This is a genomic window from Metabacillus sp. 84 (assembly GCF_050107715.1).
Lineage (GTDB): Bacteria > Bacillota > Bacilli > Bacillales > Bacillaceae > Metabacillus_B.
In genome coordinates, this window is record NZ_JBNILN010000010.1 from 42,764 (window position 1) to 64,548 (window position 21,785).

Here is a 21,785-nt window from a genome sequence, read left to right on the forward strand (position 1 = left end):
TTTATCTTTCTCCTTTAATTAAGGTAGTTATTAGATATTCCAGCTCTTCCATCTCTGTATTATAAGATATGACTGGTACATTTAATTGATTTGCTATATTTTTAGCATGCATTAACTCTGCTTGATGGAATCTGCGTATTTCGTCAATTTTTATTGTGTTGTTTCCATCTCTTTCTTTTAACCTTTCTAAGACGGTTTCCAAAGGTGTTATGCAACAAATAATGTAAGACATGTTTAAGTTTTGAAAGATTTCAATTGGTAAGTAGTTGATTTGATACTCACTATCTATTAATGTGAAATGCCCATCTAATATGATTAATTCCTCTTTACTGTAAAGTTTATTTATTCCGGCTAAAAGAACATCTTGATTTTTGTTAATATTACTGACACGCTTTTCTTGGTCCCAATTAATCTGATTCATTTTTTTAATAATATTACTTGCACTATCAAATGATAGATTCATTTTTTGAGATAATTTTTGACCTAAAGTTGTTTTTCCACTGCCATGAATGCCAGAAATGAAAATAACTTTTAACAATTTAAGCATCTCCTTATACGCATTTAAAGTTTTTACTTATTATGTAACAATATGTATAATTATCTCAATTAAGAGGCGGAAGGTCTACTGTTTTCCTCCCTCAAAAGTCATAAAGATAATTCTCTTGCTTCAATAACAGTAAGAACGGTAACAAGCACTTCAAAAGACAATAGAAATATCTAAAGAGAAGAGTTAATTAATTGCAACAGGAAAATATGTTGGAGAATGGTTCAATAATTTTAGGTTATATATTCTTTTTCTAACAATGCCGGCAAACTTCATTGTAAATATGTAGGTGAAAATTTGTTTCAGTGAAAAGGTGAAAGCTATGCTTAAACAAATCAATCAGATAAAAGCTATCCTGGATATCAAACAGCCACTTCCCAAATATACAGCCAGAAGTTTACGCGAAAAGCTATTTCTCGTATGGACATATCATACGAATGCAATAGAAGGAAACTCATTAACAATCAAAGAAACTAAGGTCGTTATCGAAGGAATTACGATTGGCGGAAAAACCCCCCGTGAACATTTGGAGGTTATTAATCATCGTGATGCGATCACATTCGTAGAAGAGGTCGTACATAAGGAAGAACCTATGTAGGAGTGGCAAATCAAGTACTTACACCGGCTTGTGCTTAAAAGGCATTGATGTCGAATATGCAGGTGTATATAGAGATCAGCAGGTTTTTATTTCTGGTGCTCAACATATCCCCCCAGCACCTTTTCTTCTAAAAGGGGAGATGGAGCAGCTGATGAGATGGTACGAACAGGAACAAAGAGATAACCTGCACCCGATTGCCCGGGCAGCCATGCTTTACGCCATTTTTGTTAGAATTCACCCGTTTATTGATGGGAACGGAAGGACATCAAGGCTGCTGTTAAATCTGGAATTGATGAAGGACGGCTTTCCGCCAATTGTGATTAAGATGGAAAATCGTTTGGCATATTATGAAGCATTAGATAAAGCGCATACGAAGAAAAAGTATAATTGAGAAGGCGTACTGGAAGGAAATTGAGGGGTATGTGAATATAAGGGAGAGGTACTAACCGAGTAAGTACTTTAAAACCGTTAAGGAAATCGATAGCCGGCAAACATTCAGTGGATGACGGCAAGGCGGAAATACGAACTAGCTGCTGCGTCTAGTAAAGTCACCTAATAGAACCTGAAAACGCGAAACCTTTGAGATTTCGCGTTTTTTACTATTGCATTAAAGGCTCCCTATAATAACTCATTCACCTTTTTTAGCCACAAATTCAATGCCCGGGGAATAATAGCTGGATTCTTTTCCTTGATTTTAAGGATCTGTCCTTCATAAATCTTGTCTGAAGGTAAGCCGTTCATATTCATCAACTGAAAAAGGGGAATGTTATGCTTAATCGAAATTCCCAATAAGGTTTCAATGGAGGTTTCATAGTGAATCCATCTTCCGCCTTCTGGTGATTTTGGCGCGGCCTTCAGAATCCCCTGCTTGTTGCATGCAGCAGCATTTCCTCCGCCCGCTGCTGGTACGAATTTAGTTTGACGGCGTTTCGGCCGTTTGCCCGGACCAGTTCCCTTCCTATCGGGTTAGCTAAATAGGATTCAACCTTTTGAATGGTTTCCATGGGAGAGGCTGAAACGATCAAGTCCTGTTCAGGTATAAATTTTCCCCTTACTGCAGGTGTATCATTGGTTAGCAGCACTCCTCCTGAACCAAGAATTTAATAGGTGCGCTGGGTAAGCTGATCTTCGCAGTTTTGCAGACCGATGACGATTTTTGCCGAGCTGTAGATTTTATGGGCATCCCGGTAATCCACATATCCATGAATCCATTCATCTGGAATCTTCTTTCCTACATAGTTCTCCATCTGCTCCCAGTCTTTTCCCCAGAAGTCAATGCGGATCCCTCTTTGCAGTAAAGGCGCAATCAGCGTCTGCAGGGAAGAAGCACGGTATCCGTTCGGCTCATTTTTAATGAACTTCGGATAGGCGTTTGCCACCACTGCAATGTCACTGCTGTATTCTGATAGAGGCGGAATCTGGTGATGGATGCTGTCATGGTAGCCAAAATCCAGGTGAGCCGCCTTTATCCCTTGCGCTTCATAGGTGCTTATTAAAGAAGGAGTAACCGTGAAAACAAGATCAGGCTTCATTCTGCTGATCAGCGGCAGGGTGAAATTCTTCGTATGAAGAGGATCCTCCGTTGCCCAATAGACAAGCGGGATATTCGCCTTCTTTACAGCACTTCGAATCCATAGCTGCTTTGCCTCCCAGTGCTCCTCCGTCCAACCTATCGATACAATAAGATCAGGTTTCACCTCTTCTATCATCGGTAAAATCCTTTCAATACTAATAGGCCCTGAAATGATAGCCGTATGAATTCATTCGGCAGGCCATAAATCCACATCGGGTGACTTTCAAGAAAGAGTATCTGTAAGTCTTGTCCCTCCATTCTAACGGTACCTACTAATCTTATGTACATGCAGGATGGACTGGCACGGCTTGAAGGTATTTTATACATTTATTAATGGCTTTGTAGTAGACTGCCGAGTATCTAGCACTTGAGTCTCTTACAATGCACGCAGTAAGTGACGCGTTGCAAGGAGGTCGGGTTCTCTTGTAACTACGACTGCCTCACACTAAGCACCGTAATCGTAACCAAAATAACCGCCATCCCAACAACCTGAACAGCTGCCAGCTGATCTCCGAGAAGCAGGACACCAAATAACGAAGCGGTCACCGGTTCGACCATAGCGACCATCGAGGCGGTTGATGCCTCGGTTGATCGAATGCCGATTACATACAATATGAATGAAATGCCGGCACCTACGAGTCCTAATAGCAGCAGCCATCCGATATCACTTGATGTCAGCGCGGCTGCTGCTTCTTTTTTGTCCATGAATAGAAAAAGGATGAGACAAAGAGAGAAGAACGCGATGGGTAACGTTGTCTGCGGGTTGCCGATCGAAGAGGCATTTTTAAAACCGAAAATAAACAACGCATAGGAAAGGCCGGCAGCGAGTCCCGTTGCGGCTCCCAGAAAACTGACTGAAAGTGCTTCGGTGTTGTACGCCCCTGTAAGCAGGATGATCCCGATAAGAACACCAGCAATACACCCCCATTTAAACCAAGTCGATCGTTCGATCCGTAATAAAAAGGAGATGACCAGAACGAAAACGGGTGCGGTGTACATTAATGTAGCGGCGACAGCAACGCTTGAAGCCTGGATGCTTAGAAAATAAAAAGCAAAGTTCCCGGCCACACCGATACCGGCGAGCACCGACCATATGTATAAGCGGGCAGAGGTCCCCCGGTTTTGTTTAAAGCGAAAGGTCATCCACACGAAAAAGCATAGAAACCCAACAGCTCCCCGGTAAAAGGATATGACAATCGGGTCCCAGCCCTTGTTCATTAAGATATCTGCAATTCCTCCGCTTATGCCCCAGCATATAGCCGCCAGCATGACGAAACCTACTCCTGCGAATTTCATGGTGAGCCCCCTATAGATAAATCATTTCTATAAACCTTATTTCCTTTATTTCCACATTTCTAATCATCGGAGCCGCTCACTGCCGGGTGTACTAAAGCACCGATCAGGGAAAGGAAAAAGTAAAGCAACTGATGAGGAGGAAACCGTAGTGTCTATCGATACATCAGAAAACGAAAAAACCCTTAAAAAAATTAAAGAACTGATCAAGGATGAGAAGGTAGCGATGCTGACGACCATTTCCCCGGAAGGCAGGCTGATGTCGCGGCCGATGCAGACGCAGGAAGTGAGGATGGAGCAGGAAGAGATTTGGTTTATCACCAAAAAAGAAACAGAGAAATACAGAGATATTCAAAACAATCCTGCTGTGAACCTCGCCTACGCAGGCAGTTCCTACGTCTCGATCAGCGGAACGGCTGAATGTGTCCAGGACGAAGAGAAGAAGAAGGAATACCTGAATTTTGTGGTGGAAAAAGTACTGAACACATCTGCTGAAGACGAAGATGTCGTACTGATTAAAGTGACACCTGAAATCGCTGAATACTGGGAGTCCGGCTTCAACTTTAAAACCGTGAAGGAATTCGTGAAAAAGATGGCCAGTAAGAACTCGATGGAAGACGGGAATAAATTGAAAGACACGGTTACTTTTGGCGAGAATTTGAAATAGCTGCTTCAAAATCATAGTAAAAAACGTGAAACCTTCGAGATTCGCGTTTTTTGCTATGTATTCATTTTTGCTTCTGTTTCGAACGGAATTACTTTTTAATAATAGAAAAATAGTATAATTTCAATCATGAATATACACTTTCAAAAGCTAAGTTTTTAGGGATAGAGGGGTAAAGTGAAGAGATTACAAAACGCTGAAGATATTTCCCGGTTAAAGGATGCATTCCATAAAGTATTTATTAAATCAGACCCATTTGGTGATCCATTTCAAGAAACTCTTACCGAAAAAGTGCTGATCTTCCCAACTGACGGGTACTATCTGGCCAAAAATCAGTTTGCTGCCCTTATGAAAACCATTGAATATTTTGGACAAGGAACATTTTTCGGGTCTGAATCGGAGGGTGATTGTTTTGACCTCTCGCACGACTTTAACTCCGAGCTGGCACCGCAGCAGTGGGTGATCGAGAGTCATATTGACTGCGAAGACTATCAATCCATTCCTTTTGTGGTCGAGAATTCTCTTTATTCTATACACGGAGAATGGGGATTACAGGTATCTCATGAAGATCACGCAATCCTTGCCGGGAATTCAGAATTCATTTCCAGATTTAAAGAAGCCTATCCGGAATGGGCAAAGGATAAAGAAAAATTCATTCACCACTGGACTGAAGTAAACAAAAATGTTTGTGCGGATATAAGATGGATTGATGATTTCAAAAAACAATTATAAGTACCGTCCCCAATACTGTATCCACATCTTCATAGAAAAACTGCCATGTTTAAATGAAGGCACTGGAAAAGTGATAAAGACAGAAACTACGGAAAACGTTTCTTCTTTTTTTGCGCTGTTAATTTGGCTCTATATACTGATGATATTGCCAGTATAAAATTGAAATCCGTCCAGTTTCTAAAAAAATGATCAGCAATATGCGGCTTGTTTTTTTTCCATACAACGGCAAATCACTCTTCAAGCTGCCATTATCCGAATCCTTCCTGATTGAAGAGAAACAGACTGGTTCTCTTACCGCCATTCACAACATGCAAATCTTCAGGATCCCATTCTTGCACATTGACTATACAATCAGCAGGAAGAATGGATAAAGACAGTAATCGGCGTTTTCAAGGCCCCTTTTACCTCTAAGTAAACAGGCTGGTGTTTTCCGAAGATTGTAACGACTTAATCACAATCCCGGCTTCTGAAATTCATAATGAATCTTCCGGCAATTATTACAAAAGCTACCACTAAAACTGGATAATATGGAACGGGCATAGATAGTCTATTAAGGATGAAAATCAATAAAAGACCAAGCATAAGGTTGATCAGGTGTACAGTTAACCGTGATTCAATGTGATCAGAATTGAAACCTGCAAGGAAAACAATAATCAGAAAAAGAGAAGAAAACCATACCCAGTCCCTAAATGGCAAGAAGGCAATAAAGAGAAGGCAAATGATCAGTCCGATCACGAGAGAATGCTTTGTTTTCAGAGTTAGACCTCCCTTAGAATGAGCTGTCAAGTGTAATTTGTATTGGGAAATATACCCTTTTTAAATGGCTTACAATCCAGATGAAAAAGAAAGGTAAAGGGCTCCTTTAATAGAAGTATAGATAGAGAAACATGGAGAGGAGAGGATAAAAGTGGATGGATTAAAAAATCAATATGACTGGATCCGCATGACAAGAGAAGTGTTGTTTACATACTGCGAATCGCTGGCGCCCTCTGATTATGTGAAAGAGCTTGAGAGCTTTGGCGGAGATTCTATCCGGAATCTGCATGCTCATGTAGCCGATTGCTACCGCACATGGCTTGGGATTATGACACTTGGAAAACCGATTACCCACGTTCAGCTGGAATCGGTTCAAACCGTTCAGGACATGCGGAAGATTTTTAAGGAAACAGATGAGGTGGTCTATGATTTTTTGGATGAGTTCAAAGGAAAATGGGATCAAGCCATTCATGTGGACTTTTCGGATGACAACAGCGCCAAGACGACCCCGCTTTGGCTTGTTACCCATACGATGACCCATGAGTTTCACCATAAAGGACAGATTGTGAAGATTGGAAGGCAGCTTGGATATGTGCCGCCTGATACGGATCTTCTTGATCCTCGGAGTGAAGGGGAAAACTTGTGAGTGCAGAGGGAAATGGTCTGTCCTGAAAGTCAGTATGAATGACTTTCTGGCAGAATTCTTTTCCTTATTATTTCAAGAAAAAGGCCCCCATCATTAGTTCGTATAGGAGGCCTTTTTCATCTGACTTTTTCTTAACACTGAGCACGGCAGCTTCCCTCCTGGTATATTGTAGCAGGCACCGGGGAGCGCCAGGCTGGAGCGGGATTGGCGGCTTATTTTTATTATCAATCGCTTTGTACACTTCAACTTTATATTCTATTTACCGGGTTTTTGTACGGTTAATACGGTCTCTCAGAATATAAAGAATGATCCATACACCCATGAGAAAAAAAGAAAAAGGGAGCATCCAGGATACGGTGCTTTTTTCAAATAGAAAATAGAATATGGCAGCTCCAACCATTCCAAGCAGCAAATAGACGAACCAGAATGTGGTTTTGTTCATTCGTATCCTCCATTCTTTGCAGCAGAAGTTATATTTATCATAACACATACCCTTTTAACATTTTCTAAGAATTAACAATATGTGAGTCCACACAATTTGTGGTAAAGAACGTGCGCTGGGTGAAAAACAGTCAAACCTAATCTGTTTGGTGAAAATACACACAAAAAGCCGCACAGGCAAGATGGCAGCCTGCACGGCTTTTTGTGTTTAGAACACTGGGGATGAGACATAGAGTGCTTTATATAGTTAAATGTTGACTTGGCTGTTAGCGGGTTCCGGATAATTTTCTGTCTGGCTCTTAACAACATACGTACGCGCCAGCATATCGTGAAGCGCTCTTTTTCGATCTGTAAATCCGGCCATTATATACCCGATATATAGGATGATTCCACTGATGATTTGACCGACATAGCGCAAAATTGCCGCCCCGGGAGTTATACGGCCGCCGTTTTCATTGACTATTTTTAATCCGAGCAATTTCTTTCCAATCGTCCCCTGCCATTTGGTAGCGGGCATGAAAATGACATAAAGAGCCGATAAACTTCCAATAACTAACCGAATTGCCGTATTGATTACCGGATCTCCTCCAATTAGAAGGTAGCTGGGAACTCCAAAAACAATTGCTAAGATTAAGACATCAATCATGTATGCTCCAAACCTAATCCAAAACCCTGCATATTTAGTAGAATTATTCATGTTTGTACTCCTTTTTCTTATTTAATTTGAATGATGCCATACTAAAACCACTCATTTCAGCCGGTATCCTGCCTATTTCACGAACGAACGCATGACCATTACCCTCTCTTTCTTCCCTAATTTGTAATTACTGGTTTTTATTACCCTTCATGCAGTAGAGGTAAACGGGCCTTTAGTAGGGTTGCTGCTGTAAAGGGGCCAAGTGTGCATGGACGTTCTTCCTGTTAGCTGCCGCCTGGAATCTTAATTTGTCCTTCCTTGTGAATCTCCTCTGTCCCAGCCTCCAATGCTGCCTTATAATAGGAGCATTTATGTTCAATAACTTCCATAGTCCTCCTTAAATCTTCCATTTGTGCTTCCACCGTCATTTTTCGTTCGAGGAACATGTCATATCGCTGCTGCAGGGTGGCATCCCCCTCCGAACACCAATCTATAAAATGTTTAATTTCTTTAATAGGCATCCCGGTCAATTTAAGGCATTCAATCACTTTTAGCGCGCTGATATCAGTTTCTTTAAACACTCGAGTCCCGCTTGCTGTCCGTTCTACAAAAGGGATTAAGCCTTCCTTGTCGTAATATCGCAATGTATATACCGTTAGATGTAATTCTTTTGCTGCTTCGCTGATCGAATAGGTTTTCATTCGTAATCTTCCCTTCTATGTAAATCTGGACTTGGAGTTAACTCTATGTTAAGAATGGTATCACGTTAGCGGCCACAATAACAGGTTGATAGAAGCTTATCACTTGACCTAGAGTTAACTGGAAGGATTAACATGATTCTGAAAGAGAAAAAACAGGTATAGTGATTCTGTACCACGCTTTCTCTGGAAATACGAATCTATTCATACTGGAGGTTTTTCTATGGTAACTGCTAAAGCAAGAGCTGTTGACGGTCCGGACAAATCCTTTCGAGAAGCTGAAATTACACGGCGCGATTTAGATTCAAAAGATGTTTTAATCGAAATTAAATTTGCGGGAATCTGCCATTCTGACATCCATACTGCTCATGGGGAATGGGGCGAGGTGAACTACCCGCTTGTTCCTGGACATGAGATCGCAGGAATTGTCACAGATGTAGGTCCCGAAGTTACAAAGTATAAGGTTGGTGACCGGGTAGGGGTTGGATGTATGGTGGACTCTTGCGGTGAATGTGAGAACTGCCGTAAAGGGGATGAACAATACTGCCTGAAGGGCAACATTCCTACATATGCCGGTGTTGACCGATACGGGGAGCCGACTCAGGGTGGCTATTCTACACATATAGTGGTTGTTGAAGACTTTGTCTTACGCATTCCGGATAATATTGAACTGGATGCAGCAGCACCGCTTCTTTGTGCAGGAATTACTACATTCTCTCCACTGCATCATTGGAAAGCCGGCCCAGGCAAAAAAGTAGCGGTCGTTGGTCTTGGCGGTCTTGGCCACATGGCTGTTAAGATTGCGCATGCTATGGGCGCAGAAGTTACCGTACTTTCTCAATCCTTAAAGAAAAAAGAAGATGGAATGCGGTTCGGTGCTGCGGATTACCATGCTACCAGCGATCCGGAGACTTTTGAAAAGCTTGCCGGTACGTTTGACCTAATCATTAATACGGTAAGTGCCAAGCTTAACTTAGATGCCTATCTTTCTCTTCTCGCTCTTGACGGCAGTCTAGTAAACGTCGGTGCACCAGCAGAACCGCTGTCTTTGAATGTGTTTTCTCTTATTGCACACCGCCGTTCTTTTGCCGGTTCATTGATAGGCGGGATCCGTGAGACCCAGGAAATGCTGAATTTCTGTGCAGAGCATAACATTGCTCCTGAAATCGAAATCATCTCTGCCGATCAAATTGACGAAGCATACAAACGAGTTATGGCATCAGATGTGAAATATCGGTTTGTGATCGATATTAGCACAATGTGAGCTGGGTAAAAGCACAGCTGAACTGATTATAGGAAGGGTGTCCAATACATGGGCACCCTTTTTGGGGTTTTATACGCAAGTTCTATGACTTATTCGCTTCCAGACAGTAATCATGTAAAGCCATCATTTCACCATTCAAATCTATCATGATCCTCTTTTCTAGAAAATACCCCATATTATTTACCGCTTTTCACCTCCCCGTAACCTTTTTATAAACGCTCTGTAATAAGTCCTTATTACTCCCTTTAAATTGAGACCGTAGAATCATGGGTGAACATATCTTGAAGGAGGAATTGCCTTGGACAAGAATGATGAGCTGCACCAAACAGATAACGAGTATGATCAATCACGCAGAACGTTCCTGAAGTATTTTTTGGCAGGATCTGCGGTTATGGCATTAGAGACGTCCGGAATCTCCCGTTTGACGTCTATGGTTTCCCGTGCCCAAGCAGCAACAGCTATCGAGCCATATGCTGCAGCGCAAACGATTGGAAAGGGATTCCCGCAGTCTGTGGCATCTGGCGATCCTACGCCGACTGGTGCAATGCTTTGGACCAGGGTTGATTCTTCTATGGAGACTGGTTTAACGAACAAAGAATTCTCAAGCGAAGTAATTTATTGGCTTGAAAATAAAGATTCAAACGATGCTTCTTTAGAAGATGGCATTAATCAAGGTAAATTCATTATGTTTGAAATCAGCAAAAAGGCAGATTTCTCTGAAGTGGAATTGAGAGGCTTCTCTCCAATCTGGAAGGACCATGACCATGTGGTTCGTGTGGACCTGGATGGCAGGCTTGCTTCTCAAGCGACGTACTATTACCGGTTTATTACAAAAAGCGGACTTGTCAGTAAGACAGGCCGTTTCAAAACGCTGCCTCTAGAAGGGGCAGATGTTCAGTCTGCATCGATCGGGTATGTGTCGTGTCAGGATTACACAAACGGGTATTTTAACGCTTTAGGCTATATGGCAGATGAAGAGATGGACTTTTTCCTGCATCTTGGAGACTACATTTATGAGTCGGTCGGTGACGCTGCCTATCAGGGGAATCTCGATGACCGCCAAATCAAACTCCCGAGCGGGCAAAGTAAGGCGTTTACGATTGAGGACTATCGTAAGCTATATCAGACGTACCGTTCGGACAAGGACCTGCAAAAGCTGCACGAACACCATGCGATGGTTGGGATTTGGGATGACCATGAGTTTGCCAACGACACGTATTACCCGGCAGTCGCACCAGATGATAATCCGGAGTCAGATCCTGCCCGCCGCCTTGTCGCAAACCAGGTTTGGTTTGAGTACATTCCGGCGCGTGTCCCTTACAATCCTAATGGAACGTTTGAGGATTCCGTGAAAATTTACCGTTCTTTTGCGGTAGGAAATCTTGCTTCCATCATTATGACGGATGAACGGCTTTACAGAAGTTCACACCCTTGCGGCCAAGGTACGCTGGACCGTTACTTAGCGGGCGGGTGTGAGGATATTAACCTTTCCAGTCGAACGATGCTCGGGAAAACACAAAAAGACTGGTTCTTAAATGAACTGAAAAATGCCAAAGGAACATGGAAAATCTGGGGGAATGAAGTGCAAGTGACACAATTAAAGGTGCTGGGGAGATATTTAAATCTTGATGCTTGGGATGGCTATGCTTATGAAAGACAGCAGATTGCGAGAACGGTACTGGACAATGGAATTAAAAACTTCCTCGCGCTGACTGGCGATTTCCACACGTTTGAAGTGTCGTATATGCAAAATGAGTATAAGCGTTTCGGGGAAAAGTTCGGGGTGGAGCTGATGGTAGGTTCCGTCACATCGAGTAATTTAAGGGAATCACTCCGCAACTCCCTGAATTTGTTTCCTGATGTGTCCAGTCCGATCCCGATGCCCGCGGCTGAAGAGCTGGTTAAGATTTTGAAGGGGAAATTCAATGCAGGAACAACCTTTACGGCAGAGCTGCTGTTTAAAGAGCTTCAGAATATCGTCAAACTGGAAAATCCATGGATTGAATTGTTCGATAGTACGGCACATGGATATGCTGTACTGCAGCTTAGCAAGGCAAAAGCAACATGGACAGCCTATTCGGTTGATAATATTGAAAAACCGGAAGCGGCCAAAAAGCTGCTGTGGCAGTGTGAAGTGCCTAATGGTGAAGTGAAAATAAACGTTTTGGAAGGAAGCTTATTTTAAAAATCAGGAGGGTATACTCATGCTGCAAAATATCGGAGTTCCAGGGCTGATCTTAATTGTAATCATTGCACTAATTGTTTTCGGACCTTCAAAACTGCCGGAAATCGGCCGGTCCTTTGGTGTAACATTGCGTGAATTCAAGAAAGGTACAAAAGAAATGCTGTCGGAAGAGGAGCCGAAGAAAGCAAATAAAGAAGAGACTGCTGCTGTGAAAAGGGATTCGTAACAGCAGATTAGAGAGGGACTTGGCTGGTTGTCCGGCCGGTCTCTCTTTTCTAAGATGGGGGTATGAACATGATTCAACAGGAATTTATTCAAAGCCATTTAGCTGAATTGCGGCAGCGGATTGTAACCTTGGCTGTGGTCTATGCAGTTCTATTGATAGCCGCTTTCTTAAATGTGAAGCATATTTACCGCTGGGTCCTAAATGACGCTGAGCTTGAGCTCACAGTGCTTGGGCCTTCAGATATTCTATGGATCTATTTTACGCTTGCGAGTATTTGTGCGTTCGCCTGTATCATCCCGTTGCTGACGTACCAGGTGTGGGCATTTGTAAAGCCAGCGCTGAAAACAGAGGAACGCACAGCCGCCTTGCTGTTCATTCCATTGTTATTCTTTTTATTTTTGAGCGGAGTTGCATTTGGCTACTTTTTAGTTTTTCCGATGGTATTCGAGTTTATCGTCTCGCTGTCCGATGGGATGTTTGCAACAATGTTCACAGCCGAAAAGTACTTTCGTTTTTTATTTCAGATCATCTTTCCTCTTGGATTGCTTTTTGAATTGCCAGCTGTCGTATTATTTTTAACGGAAATCAGGATGTTAACTCCTGACTTTATGAAAAAGCACCGGAAATACGTCTATTTCGGACTCGCAGTCCTGTCGGCCGTCATTACGCCGCCCGATTTCGTATCCCAGGTGTTCGTGCTCATTCCGATGTTCCTGCTTTACGAAATCAGCATTGGGCTCTGTGCATGGCGCTCGAAAAAAAAGGCGGGGAATTCTTTATCCCATAATCTGTGACGGAGATAGATGCTCCTCGTTACCTGGCACCCCCGCATCCCGGAAAACGTAAGCTGTAAAAATAAAAAGGTGAAAGAAGGAGGCTTCTCATGAGTTGATTAGACTTGAGGGGAGCTTTTTTTCTATATACCTTTTGACTTGAAGTTCGAAAAATAATTTAAAAAACGATTGACACATTAGCTACTCGGTAATACTATATACAGTAGTAAGCATTACTTATTAGCAGGAGGGTCTGGATATAGAAAACTTAACGGAAATGCTGAAGGGATCGCTGGAGGGCTGTGTGCTGGAAATCATCAGCCGCCATGAAACATACGGCTACGAGATTACCCGGCGATTGAACGACCTTGGATTTACTGAAGTGGTGGAGGGGACGGTTTATACCATCCTTGTCCGATTGGAAAAGAAAAAGCTGGTGAACATTGAAAAAAAACCTTCCGAAATGGGGCCGCCGCGTAAATTCTATACGCTGAATGAAGCTGGATTTAAGGAGCTTAAATCGTTCTGGGAAAAGTGGGATTTTGTATCATCCAAAATCAATGTTTTAAAGACGGTCTAGCTATATAGGCTGGTCCGTTAAAAAAGGAGGAACATAACATGTGGGAAATGTTCAGGAAAATGATTGGTGATAAAAAAGAGTACAAAATGATGATGGAACGGGTTGAAGCCCTGCCTGATGATTATCAGTATGTATTTAAAAAAATTCAAGGCTACATGTGGAATTTCTCAGCAGGAAACGGAATGGATATGCTGCACATGCAGTATGAGCTAATCGAGCTGTTCGAAGCCAGTGCAGCGGAAGGAAGGGAAGTGCTGGAAATTACGGGACCTGATGTGGCTTCCTTTGCCGACGAATTGGTTGGCAGCGCTAAAACCTATGTCGACAAATACCGTCAGGATCTGAATGAAAGCATCATGGAGCGATTGGGAAAAAAGGTAATATAATCAAGTATTCCGGCCGGGTGGCCGATAATTTTTTGACTGGTAGTAAGTAATACTGATTACTGATGGGATGAGGGGAATCTCTTGAAATTAAGAGAACCCTTTTCCTGCTTCTATAACATCGTATGAGTAAATATGCCATTTTTCAACATGAATTGATAAGTTGTGTGTTCAGAATCCTGACAAACTTATTGTGCAAACCTGTCTCCTCCTCTATAATGAAAAGAAGCAATTTTCAGATAAAAGGAGTGAGGATTTTGGCGGAGTTTGTTTCAGGTCTGAATGGTATACTGTGGAGCACACCGGTTATATACATATTGCTTGGCGTAGGTCTTTTATTCTCCATTTTAACCCGGTTTCTGCAGGTGCGGCACATAAAAGAAATGGTGAAGCTCATGTTTCAGGGCAAGAGCTCGGAGGCCGGGGTTTCTTCATTTCAGGCCCTATCCATTGCACTGTCCGGCCGGGTCGGAACAGGGAACATTGCAGGGGTCGCGACGGCGATTGCGTTTGGGGGTCCCGGGGCGATCTTTTGGATGTGGGCCATTGCGTTTATCGGAGCCTCCAGCGCATTTATTGAATCAACACTTGCCCAGATTTACAAGGAGAAGCATGAGGGGCAATACCGGGGAGGCCCTGCCTTTTACATAGAAAAAGGGATTGGCTGGAAATGGTTTGCTGTTCTGTTTGCCGTTGCAGCCATCATCGCGATGGCCGTTCTGATGCCGGGGGTTCAAGCCAACTCGATTGCATTAGGAATGGAAAATGCTTTTAAAATTCCTCCGGCTGTTACCGGGTTAGCGGTTGTGCTTTTCTTAGGCATTATTATTTTCGGAGGGACAAAGAGGATTGCCCGAACCGCCCAGCTGATTGTTCCTTTTATGGCGCTTGGGTACATTCTGTTGTCAGTTGTGATTATTCTGATGAACATTACCGAACTGCCGGGTGTAATCAGCCTGATTTTCAGAAGTGCCTTTGGTGTGGATTCAGCGTTCGGAGGGCTGATTGGAATGGCTATTGCCTGGGGAGTAAAGCGGGGAATCTACTCGAATGAAGCAGGACAGGGTACGGGACCGCATCCGGCAGCAGCAGCGGAAGTATCCCATCCCGCTAAACAGGGACTGGTCCAGGCATTCTCGGTGTACATAGATACGCTGTTCGTCTGCTCGGCTACTGCCTTCATGATCTTGTTTACAGGCATGTATAATACACAGGCGGAAGACGAATCGTTTATTGTGAACAATTTAGAGGGAGTAGAAGCGGGACCAGGCTATACGCAGGCTGCTATCGACAGTGTTCTTCCAGGTTTTGGAGCCGGATTTGTCGCCATCGCTCTTTTCTTTTTCGCCTTCACGACGATCATGGCCTACTACTATATTGCGGAAACAAATGTTACCTATTTATTCCCGAAAAACAGCTACTGGATTTCAATCCTTTTAAAAGTCGTGATTATGGGGGCTTCCTTCTACGGTTCGGTTAGAACGGCAGAACTGGCCTGGGCGCTTGGAGATGCAGGCCTTGGAATTATGGTCTGGCTCAATGTTATCGCTATTCTGATTCTGGCGAAGCCTGCCCTCATCGCTCTCAAGGATTATGAACGGCAAAAGAAGCAGGGGCTTGATCCGGTATTTGATCCAAAGACGCTCGGCATCAAGAATGCGGACTACTGGGAAACGGAGCGCAAGCTGGATGGCGATAAAGTTTAAAGATTGATCTGCCTATAGTTCAAATAGGGGTTGCTTGTAAAATCAGTTTTTGCTGATTTTATGGCAGCCTTTTTGCTGCCGGCAAAATATCTCGAATTCAAAACAAATTGTTGACAGAAAGACAGAGGTATACTATCTTTAATTCGAGATATTGAAAATGAAGATATTCAGGAGGAAGCAAAATGGATATTGCACTGCTAATTTTACGTCTTGTTATAGGATTAACTTTCCTGGGTTACGGGAGTCAAAAGCTTTTTGGATGGTTTGGAGGATATGGTTTGAATGGAACCGGACAATGGATGGAGTCTCTTGGGTTAAATCCTGGAAAGCTTGCAGCTTTTGGAGCGGGTGCTTCTGAAATGCTCGGAGGCCTGCTGCTTGTATTGGGATTATGGATGGGTCTGGGAGCGGCGCTGATTATTTTAACGATGATCGTTGCCATCGCAGCCGTCCACGGAAAAAACGGGTATTGGAATGGAAAGGGAGGCTTTGAATACAATCTGCTGATCATTGCAGCTGCTCTTGTTCTTGCTTTCGCTGGACCTGGATCCATATCTTTATAAAAGGGTCAAACATGAATCTTAGACGATCTAATGTCTCGAATTCGAGATATTTTGTAAATGGAGAAAAAAGGCTACTCAAGGATTAGGATGTTTAGTTCGTATCTGCGGAAATGGTAGAATGGAGCCTAAAGGGCAGGCTGCTGTCAGCCGGCAAGAGGGAATTAGGCATCGATCGGTGAGATTTTTCCCACAGACTGGCCAAACCAATTGATTTGGGGAAAGTGAGTGATAAGAGTGCTGAAAACAGCAGGGATCCATCATATTACGGCCATGGTTAACGATGCGCAAAGAACGATTGATTTTTATGCAGGGATTCTTGGATTAAGGCTTGTAAAAAAGACCATTAACTTTGACCGGCCCGAAGTGTATCACCTTTATTTCGGGGATGCTCACGGGCAGCCCGGCACGGTGATCACGTTTTTCCCGTGGCCTAAGCAGCTAAAAGGGCGAATTGGGCAGGGGCAGGCGGGGGTAACCAGTTATGCTGTTCCAGAGGGCTCGCTTACATTTTGGAAGAATCGGCTGCAAATATTTGGGATCGAATTTGCCTCCGCTTCCCGTTTTGGGGAAACGTATTTGCAGTTGAGCGATCCTGACGGACTCCAGCTTGAACTGACGGAACGCAAAGAAGGCACGAACCATACCTGGAGCTTTGGCGGAATAGATGCTGCACATGCAATTAAAGGGTTCGGAGGCGTTACGTTAATCTCGGCAAAGCCTGATAGAACCGCCGACGTATTGGAGAATGTATTGGGTTTAGCCTGTATCGGTGATGAAGAGGGCTTCCTGCGCTTTAAATCTTCAGCACAGCTCGGCAACACCGTTGATATTAAGTTGACACCATCCGTCCGAGGACTAATGGGGGCTGGAACCATCCACCATATTGCATGGAGAGCCAAGGATGATGAAGAGCATGCGCGGTGGAAAGATTGGATCCTGGAAAAGGGATACAACCCGACGGAAATCAAGGATCGCAACTATTTCAAAGCGCTCTATTTCCATGAAGGCGGAGGCATCCTATTTGAAATAGCAACAGACACGCCGGGATTTACCGCCGATGAACCGGTGGCTGAACTGGGCCAAAGCCTGATGCTGCCTGAGTGGCTGGAGCAAAAGCGCGAAGAATTAGAACAAACCCTGCCTAAGGCAGAGGCCAGAATTTTAAAGGAGGATTTGCGATGAAACATGTATTCAATCAAGGCCGTAATCCTGAAAAACCAGTACTTCTGCTGCTTCATGGTACAGGCGGAAATGAACTGGACCTGCTGCCCCTTGCAGAAAAAATAGATGATGGCGCTTCTGTATTGAGTGTGCGGGGCAATGTATTGGAAAATGGAATGCCAAGATTCTTTCGAAGGCTGGCAGAAGGGGTGTTTGATGAGGAAGATCTTATTTTCCGTACAAACGAATTGAACACGTTTCTGGATGAAGCAGCAGTGAAATATGAGTTTGACCGCAACAGCATCGTCGCTGTCGGGTATTCAAACGGAGCGAACATAGCAGCGAGTCTGATGTTTCACTTTCAGCATGCGTTAAAAGGCGCGATCCTTCACCATCCGATGGTTCCAAGAAGGGGGATTGAACTCCCTGATTTATCAGGGAAATCGGTGTTTATCGGTGCGGGGACAAATGATCCGATCTGCTCATCAGCTGAATCCACTGAACTGTACTCCTTATTGGAAAAAGCTCATGCAAATGTAACACTTCATTGGGAGAAGAACGGTCACCAGTTAACCATGCAGGAAGCGGATGCTGCAGCAGATTGGTATAAAAAATTTGTCCTTAAACCGGAGTGAAAACAGACAAGGGGATGCCTTCAAAGCGTCCCCTTGTCTTTGATTTTAAGCATGAGCGGACAGTCAATCTGTTTGCTTCCCGTGTTATTCAGGTAGTTTCCGGGCTATGACCGCGAGCCTGTTCCAGGAGTTAATCGTCACAATCTTCCTGATGATTTCACGCATTTGCTTTTCATCAAAATCCTGTGCAGCATCCTCATAAACATTGTCGGGGACATGCGATTCAGCAACGAGGGTGACCGATTCCGCCAATGCAAGAACGGCTCTTTCTTCAGGCGTAAAATAAGGAGCTTCACGCCAAGCATTCAAAGCATAAATCCGCTGCCCGGGTTCTCCTGACTGACGTGCCTCCTTCATATGCATTTTCAGGCAGAAGGCGCAGCTGTTAATCTGGGAAGTCCGGATTTTAATGAGTTCCTTGAGCGTGCCATCAGCTAAATAGTTCTCAAAATGCCTCAGCCAAATACTCTGATCTTTATCAGCTGCTGGAGGCTATGATGTGCTTCGCTGTTTCAATTGCAGGTGCAGCGCCATTTGGAGCCAGCCCCATAGAGTAGGCAACGGTTATTCCTTCATGTAATATGAACAGCTTTTCACCGGTTTGTATTGCATTTGTTAGCCCTAGTTCGTCAAGATATCGGATAAAGAGCTGTTTCAGCTGTTTTTTCTTTTCTATGATGTATGTTCTTCCAGGGTGAGACGGTTCGGTCAATTCAGCCAATGCGTTGACAAAGGCGCATCCCCGTTGACTATTCTTTGCAAGCCAGCTTTCCAGAGCCTCAAATATCATCATTATTTTCTGCACCGGATCATGATCCGGTATCCGGTTCAAATAACTGTTTAAATGGTGCGTCCATAAGTCATCCCGTTTCTTTAAATACGCAACGATCAGCTGTTCCTTTGATCCAAAGCGATCATATAAGGTTTTTTTCGTTACTCCGGCCTCGCTGGCAATTGTTTCGACACCAACCGCATGGATTCCCCGCCCATAAAATAGGGCAGAAGCGGTTTCTAGAATTCTTTGAGCAGCAGGGGTCATTTTCACGGATTCATCCATTTTTTCACCACGCTTTCCTGCCTCTTATAAGAGGACCTTATTCTTTTTGAATAATCCAGACACCTATTAAACATACTATCATTCCTGCTAGTGTAAAGCTGCCGATCTTGTCTCCAAACATAAAGAAAGCCCAGAGCATGGTGAATGGAGGAGTCAAATACAGCAGACTGCTTACCCGTGTGACACTGCCTAATTTGAGATTGAGCCAGTAAAATCCATAGCCTCCAATAGTCGACAGAATGGCAAGCCATGCTGCGGCCATCCAGAAATCCGGATTAACAGGAGGGGCTGTATGACCGGTTGCTGCAGCAAGAATCGTGAAAAGGAAAGCGCTAATCAAGGTTTGAATAGGAAGGGCATCCATAATAGAAACGGCATCCTTCGTTTTTTTCTCATATAGTGTTGCACAAACGAGGCTGATAACTGCCATAAACGATAAAGCATAGCCCCACAGTGGAACACCAGCCGCTGATCCCAAATCCCCCAGCACAACGAGCAGTACACCTGAAATCCCCAGCAGCAGTCCAAACCACTGCCTGATCGTTGCAGATTCCTTTAATACCGGGCCCGCAAGTGCGGCAGCCGCAATCGGCTGAAGGGTCGTGATTAAATTGGAAGTGCCTGCGGAAACTCCACTTTCAATCGATAGAAATACACAGAGTAAGTATCCCCCTTGGGCAAAGAGTCCGATCATCGCTTGGGAAAACAAAGTTTTGGCAGAAATTCTTTTCCGCTGTTTCCAAAGCCACCAGCCTCCCAATATGATGGCTGCCGCTATAAATCTCCACATCAGTAAGGTGAAGGTGTTTGCCTCTGCTGTACCCAGCCGCGCTCCAATAAAACCTGAACTCCACATAACAACAAATCCAGCCGCTGCAAAAAGTTTAGTCTGCTGTTTGGTGATCAACTTTATCGCCTCCTCTAAACTAAACCGATTGGTATAGTATAAGGTTATATAACCATACCGGTCAGTATACTGTCAAAGAAAAGAAACTGCAGGGAAATTCCAGCACGGATAAAAGACAATTTTATAAGAATGCCAGGTAGTACTGAATTTCACTTTTCGTCAGTCGTTTTCCCACCTGATAATTGGAGCAGATGGCGATAGACTCCGAGCTAAGAGCAGCGGGATTAATACCTCGCAGACGCAAGAGGCTAAGAGGCTTACCGCCCGCCTTTGGTTAAGCGAACTCCGGCTGACTGCAATCAACAGCCAAATTTAACACAAAAAATAAATGCCTGCACCGCATTACCTGCAAAAATATTACTTTTTAGTACCTATGCTACTTTAAAGTGCGTACTGTTTCCTTTTGTAGAAACCTTGCATAATGACTCATGTACCCGGTAATGAGTACATCAAGGAATGCATGATAGAGGAAATGAAAGGTACCTTCGTTTCCCCATTTACATCCAAGGAGGAATGAACAGTATGAGTACAAACTCAACCGCTATAGATCAGCCCAAAACAAAAGGAGGCACGCCGGCCCTGCTGGCTCTCGCAATTAGTGCCTTCGGTATTGGAACGACAGAGTTCGTTCCAGTAGGATTATTATCAACGATTGCCGATGACCTTTCTATTTCCATTACACTTGCAGGTTTGCTGATTTCAGGATATGCATTGGGAGTTGCTTTCGGGGCTCCCGTTCTCACGGCTTTAACAAGTAAAATGAGCCGAAAAACGCTGCTAATGTTTCTTATGGTCGTGTTTATTATCGGAAACTCTGTAGCAGCCATCTCAACAAGCTTTGGATTATTGCTTGTCGCCAGGTTTATTACAGCCTTTTCACATGGTATTTTCTTCTCGATCGGTTCAACGATTGCAGCCGATTTAGTGCCGGCTCATAAACGGGCCAGTGCGATTGCCTTTATGTTTACAGGACTGACCGTTGCTACTGTCACCGGGGTGCCGCTCGGAACCTTTATCGGACAGGCATTCGGATGGAAAGCAACCTTCTGGGGAGTAGCTTTGCTCGGTGTCATTGGAATCATTGCAAGTGCTATTCTCGTACCGAAAAACCTTAAGGAAGCACCGCCTTCCAAGTTCAGTGAACAAGTTAAGATTCTGGCCAATGGCCGCCTGCTTCTTGCATTTGCGATCACAGCGCTTGGTTATGGCGGAACGTTTGTAGCCTTTACCTATTTAACTCCGCTGCTTGAAGATGTAACTGGATTCAGCTCAAGCTGGGTAAGTATCATTCTTCTCGTATACGGAGTAGCCGTAGCCATTGGGAATGTGGCCGGCGGTAAGTTCTCAAATAAAAATCCGTTAAAAGCTTTATTCTGGATGTTTGTCCTGCAAGCCATTATTCTAGTGGCCTTAACATTTGCCGCTCCATTTAAAGCAGCGGGACTTATTGCGATCTTCCTCATGGGGTTATTCGCTTTCATGAATGTACCTGGCCTGCAGATTCTGGTTGTAGACCTCGCTGAGAAATATGTGCCTTCCGCAGTCAACGTGGCCTCAGCCTTGAATATTGCGGCATTCAATGTCGGAATTGCGATTGGTTCATTTGTCGGCGGTGTGATTGTGGATGGCATCGGTTTAATCCATACCCCATGGATTGGGGCAGTTATGGTAGCAGGTGCCGTTCTGCTGACTGCTTGGCTTCGAGGCATTGAACGCAAGTCAGAATCAGCATAAGGGAGATTCCGCTGCCGGGTTCAGCTATG

General features: G+C 43.9%; 25 protein-coding genes and 1 pseudogene. 16 read left to right on the forward strand and 10 right to left on the reverse strand.

From position 1 onward, the window contains the following. Position 1: 1 nt before the first annotated feature. A complete protein-coding gene (locus ACQCV8_RS15545) occupies positions 2-538 on the reverse strand; it encodes an ATP-binding protein (protein WP_426845894.1) in 537 nt (178 codons plus the stop codon). Between the two features lie 328 nt (positions 539-866). Here ACQCV8_RS15545 and ACQCV8_RS15550 point away from each other — a divergent pair, with 328 nt between their 5' ends. Both ACQCV8_RS15550 and ACQCV8_RS15555 read left to right on the forward strand, forming a co-directional pair. After that, complete coding sequence (locus tag ACQCV8_RS15550; protein WP_426845896.1) at positions 867-1,142, forward strand: hypothetical protein; 276 nt, start codon at positions 867-869, stop codon at positions 1,140-1,142. A 28-nt stretch (positions 1,143-1,170) separates the two neighbouring features. Further along, positions 1,171-1,533: a Fic family protein gene (locus ACQCV8_RS15555; RefSeq protein ID WP_426845898.1), complete on the forward strand. Its 363-nt coding sequence runs from the start codon at positions 1,171-1,173 to the stop codon at positions 1,531-1,533. 463 nt (positions 1,534-1,996) lie between these two features. Here the strand turns inward: ACQCV8_RS15555 and ACQCV8_RS15560 are convergent, their stop codons facing one another. The 3 genes from ACQCV8_RS15560 to ACQCV8_RS15570 form a co-directional block, all read right to left on the reverse strand. Next, entirely contained in the window at positions 1,997-2,224 is a 228-nt protein-coding gene (locus tag ACQCV8_RS15560; protein ID WP_426845900.1) for a glycosyltransferase, read from the reverse strand. Positions 2,225-2,242: 18 nt separating this feature from the next. Next, positions 2,243-2,851: a DUF3880 domain-containing protein gene (locus ACQCV8_RS15565; RefSeq protein WP_426845902.1), complete on the reverse strand. Its 609-nt coding sequence runs from the start codon at positions 2,849-2,851 to the stop codon at positions 2,243-2,245. Positions 2,852-3,144: 293 nt separating this feature from the next. Further along, complete coding sequence (locus ACQCV8_RS15570) at positions 3,145-4,011, reverse strand: DMT family transporter (RefSeq protein ID WP_426845904.1); 867 nt, start codon at positions 4,009-4,011, stop codon at positions 3,145-3,147. 148 nt (positions 4,012-4,159) lie between these two features. Here ACQCV8_RS15570 and ACQCV8_RS15575 point away from each other — a divergent pair, with 148 nt between their 5' ends. From ACQCV8_RS15575 to ACQCV8_RS15585, 3 genes are all read left to right on the forward strand, one after another. Further along, positions 4,160-4,675 (forward strand): pyridoxamine 5'-phosphate oxidase family protein, encoded by a 516-nt coding sequence (locus ACQCV8_RS15575; RefSeq protein WP_426845906.1) that lies wholly within the window; start codon positions 4,160-4,162, stop codon positions 4,673-4,675. A gap of 174 nt (positions 4,676-4,849) precedes the next feature. Then, on the forward strand, positions 4,850-5,404 hold the full coding sequence (locus ACQCV8_RS15580) for a hypothetical protein (RefSeq protein WP_426845908.1): 555 nt from the start codon (positions 4,850-4,852) through the stop codon (positions 5,402-5,404). Between the two features lie 907 nt (positions 5,405-6,311). Next, complete coding sequence (locus ACQCV8_RS15585; protein WP_426845910.1) at positions 6,312-6,806, forward strand: DinB family protein; 495 nt, start codon at positions 6,312-6,314, stop codon at positions 6,804-6,806. Positions 6,807-7,065: 259 nt separating this feature from the next. Here the strand turns inward: ACQCV8_RS15585 and ACQCV8_RS15590 are convergent, their stop codons facing one another. The 3 genes from ACQCV8_RS15590 to ACQCV8_RS15600 form a co-directional block, all read right to left on the reverse strand. Next, positions 7,066-7,248 carry a hypothetical protein gene (locus ACQCV8_RS15590; RefSeq protein ID WP_426845912.1) on the reverse strand — a complete coding sequence of 61 codons (183 nt, stop codon included), beginning with the start codon at positions 7,246-7,248 and terminating at the stop codon, positions 7,066-7,068. 246 nt (positions 7,249-7,494) lie between these two features. After that, positions 7,495-7,944: an RDD family protein gene (locus tag ACQCV8_RS15595; RefSeq protein WP_426845914.1), complete on the reverse strand. Its 450-nt coding sequence runs from the start codon at positions 7,942-7,944 to the stop codon at positions 7,495-7,497. A gap of 224 nt (positions 7,945-8,168) precedes the next feature. Beyond that, a complete protein-coding gene (locus ACQCV8_RS15600) occupies positions 8,169-8,585 on the reverse strand; it encodes a MerR family transcriptional regulator (RefSeq protein WP_426845916.1) in 417 nt (138 codons plus the stop codon). Positions 8,586-8,805: 220 nt separating this feature from the next. On the opposite strand from ACQCV8_RS15600, the gene ACQCV8_RS15605 reads away from it, so the two are divergent. The 10 genes from ACQCV8_RS15605 (at position 8,806) to ACQCV8_RS15650 (ending at position 18,058) form a co-directional block, all read left to right on the forward strand. Then, on the forward strand, positions 8,806-9,846 hold the full coding sequence (locus tag ACQCV8_RS15605) for an NAD(P)-dependent alcohol dehydrogenase (RefSeq protein WP_426845918.1): 1,041 nt from the start codon (positions 8,806-8,808) through the stop codon (positions 9,844-9,846). 298 nt (positions 9,847-10,144) lie between these two features. Beyond that, a complete protein-coding gene (locus tag ACQCV8_RS15610) occupies positions 10,145-12,031 on the forward strand; it encodes an alkaline phosphatase D family protein (RefSeq protein ID WP_426845920.1) in 1,887 nt (628 codons plus the stop codon). 19 nt (positions 12,032-12,050) lie between these two features. Next, a complete protein-coding gene (gene tatA / locus ACQCV8_RS15615; RefSeq protein WP_426845921.1) occupies positions 12,051-12,257 on the forward strand; it encodes a twin-arginine translocase TatA/TatE family subunit in 207 nt (68 codons plus the stop codon). Between the two features lie 68 nt (positions 12,258-12,325). Further along, on the forward strand, positions 12,326-13,051 hold the full coding sequence (tatC, locus tag ACQCV8_RS15620) for a twin-arginine translocase subunit TatC (RefSeq protein ID WP_426845923.1): 726 nt from the start codon (positions 12,326-12,328) through the stop codon (positions 13,049-13,051). A gap of 238 nt (positions 13,052-13,289) precedes the next feature. Continuing rightward, positions 13,290-13,610, forward strand: coding sequence for a PadR family transcriptional regulator (locus ACQCV8_RS15625; RefSeq protein ID WP_426846012.1), 321 nt, complete (start codon positions 13,290-13,292; stop codon positions 13,608-13,610). Positions 13,611-13,648: 38 nt separating this feature from the next. Then, the gene (locus ACQCV8_RS15630; RefSeq protein WP_426845925.1) at positions 13,649-13,996 is read left to right on the forward strand and encodes a DUF1048 domain-containing protein; all 348 of its coding nucleotides are present in this window, start codon (positions 13,649-13,651) and stop codon (positions 13,994-13,996) included. A 254-nt stretch (positions 13,997-14,250) separates the two neighbouring features. Next, a complete protein-coding gene (locus tag ACQCV8_RS15635) occupies positions 14,251-15,699 on the forward strand; it encodes an alanine/glycine:cation symporter family protein (RefSeq protein ID WP_426845927.1) in 1,449 nt (482 codons plus the stop codon). A gap of 182 nt (positions 15,700-15,881) precedes the next feature. Then, positions 15,882-16,262, forward strand: a complete 381-nt coding sequence (locus tag ACQCV8_RS15640; protein ID WP_426845929.1) for a DoxX family protein — start codon at positions 15,882-15,884, stop codon at positions 16,260-16,262. A gap of 234 nt (positions 16,263-16,496) precedes the next feature. Next, positions 16,497-17,444: a ring-cleaving dioxygenase gene (locus ACQCV8_RS15645; protein WP_426846014.1), complete on the forward strand. Its 948-nt coding sequence runs from the start codon at positions 16,497-16,499 to the stop codon at positions 17,442-17,444. After that, complete coding sequence (locus ACQCV8_RS15650; RefSeq protein ID WP_426845931.1) at positions 17,441-18,058, forward strand: alpha/beta hydrolase; 618 nt, start codon at positions 17,441-17,443, stop codon at positions 18,056-18,058. Before ACQCV8_RS15645 ends, ACQCV8_RS15650 begins: the two co-directional genes overlap by 4 nt. A gap of 84 nt (positions 18,059-18,142) precedes the next feature. Here the strand turns inward: ACQCV8_RS15650 and ACQCV8_RS15655 are convergent. The 3 genes and pseudogenes from ACQCV8_RS15655 to ACQCV8_RS15665 all read right to left on the reverse strand — a co-directional run. Next, positions 18,143-18,490: pseudogene (locus tag ACQCV8_RS15655) on the reverse strand (carboxymuconolactone decarboxylase family protein); the annotation flags it as partial. Positions 18,491-18,536: 46 nt separating this feature from the next. Then, on the reverse strand, positions 18,537-19,115 hold the full coding sequence (locus ACQCV8_RS15660; protein ID WP_426845933.1) for a TetR/AcrR family transcriptional regulator: 579 nt from the start codon (positions 19,113-19,115) through the stop codon (positions 18,537-18,539). Between the two features lie 37 nt (positions 19,116-19,152). Next, positions 19,153-20,022, reverse strand: a complete 870-nt coding sequence (locus tag ACQCV8_RS15665; RefSeq protein ID WP_426845935.1) for a DMT family transporter — start codon at positions 20,020-20,022, stop codon at positions 19,153-19,155. A 513-nt stretch (positions 20,023-20,535) separates the two neighbouring features. On the opposite strand from ACQCV8_RS15665, the gene ACQCV8_RS15670 reads away from it, so the two are divergent. Continuing rightward, positions 20,536-21,756 (forward strand): MFS transporter, encoded by a 1,221-nt coding sequence (locus ACQCV8_RS15670; RefSeq protein ID WP_426845937.1) that lies wholly within the window; start codon positions 20,536-20,538, stop codon positions 21,754-21,756. Positions 21,757-21,785: the final 29 nt, after the last annotated feature.

Coding starts and splice junctions, on each gene's coding strand:
- ACQCV8_RS15640 (WP_426845929.1), top strand. CDS start 15,882: ATGGATATTGCACTGCTAATTTTACGTCTTGTTATAGGATTAACTTTC.
- ACQCV8_RS15605 (WP_426845918.1), top strand. CDS start 8,806: ATGGTAACTGCTAAAGCAAGAGCTGTTGACGGTCCGGACAAATCCTTT.
- ACQCV8_RS15565 (WP_426845902.1), bottom strand. CDS start 2,851: ATGATAGAAGAGGTGAAACCTGATCTTATTGTATCGATAGGTTGGACG.
- ACQCV8_RS15600 (WP_426845916.1), bottom strand. CDS start 8,585: ATGAAAACCTATTCGATCAGCGAAGCAGCAAAAGAATTACATCTAACG.
- ACQCV8_RS15650 (WP_426845931.1), top strand. CDS start 17,441: ATGAAACATGTATTCAATCAAGGCCGTAATCCTGAAAAACCAGTACTT.
- ACQCV8_RS15550 (WP_426845896.1), top strand. CDS start 867: ATGCTTAAACAAATCAATCAGATAAAAGCTATCCTGGATATCAAACAG.
- ACQCV8_RS15590 (WP_426845912.1), bottom strand. CDS start 7,248: ATGAACAAAACCACATTCTGGTTCGTCTATTTGCTGCTTGGAATGGTT.
- ACQCV8_RS15670 (WP_426845937.1), top strand. CDS start 20,536: ATGAACAGTATGAGTACAAACTCAACCGCTATAGATCAGCCCAAAACA.
- ACQCV8_RS15570 (WP_426845904.1), bottom strand. CDS start 4,011: ATGAAATTCGCAGGAGTAGGTTTCGTCATGCTGGCGGCTATATGCTGG.
- tatC (WP_426845923.1), top strand. CDS start 12,326: ATGATTCAACAGGAATTTATTCAAAGCCATTTAGCTGAATTGCGGCAG.
- ACQCV8_RS15595 (WP_426845914.1), bottom strand. CDS start 7,944: ATGAATAATTCTACTAAATATGCAGGGTTTTGGATTAGGTTTGGAGCA.
- ACQCV8_RS15660 (WP_426845933.1), bottom strand. CDS start 19,115: ATGGATGAATCCGTGAAAATGACCCCTGCTGCTCAAAGAATTCTAGAA.
- ACQCV8_RS15630 (WP_426845925.1), top strand. CDS start 13,649: ATGTGGGAAATGTTCAGGAAAATGATTGGTGATAAAAAAGAGTACAAA.
- tatA (WP_426845921.1), top strand. CDS start 12,051: ATGCTGCAAAATATCGGAGTTCCAGGGCTGATCTTAATTGTAATCATT.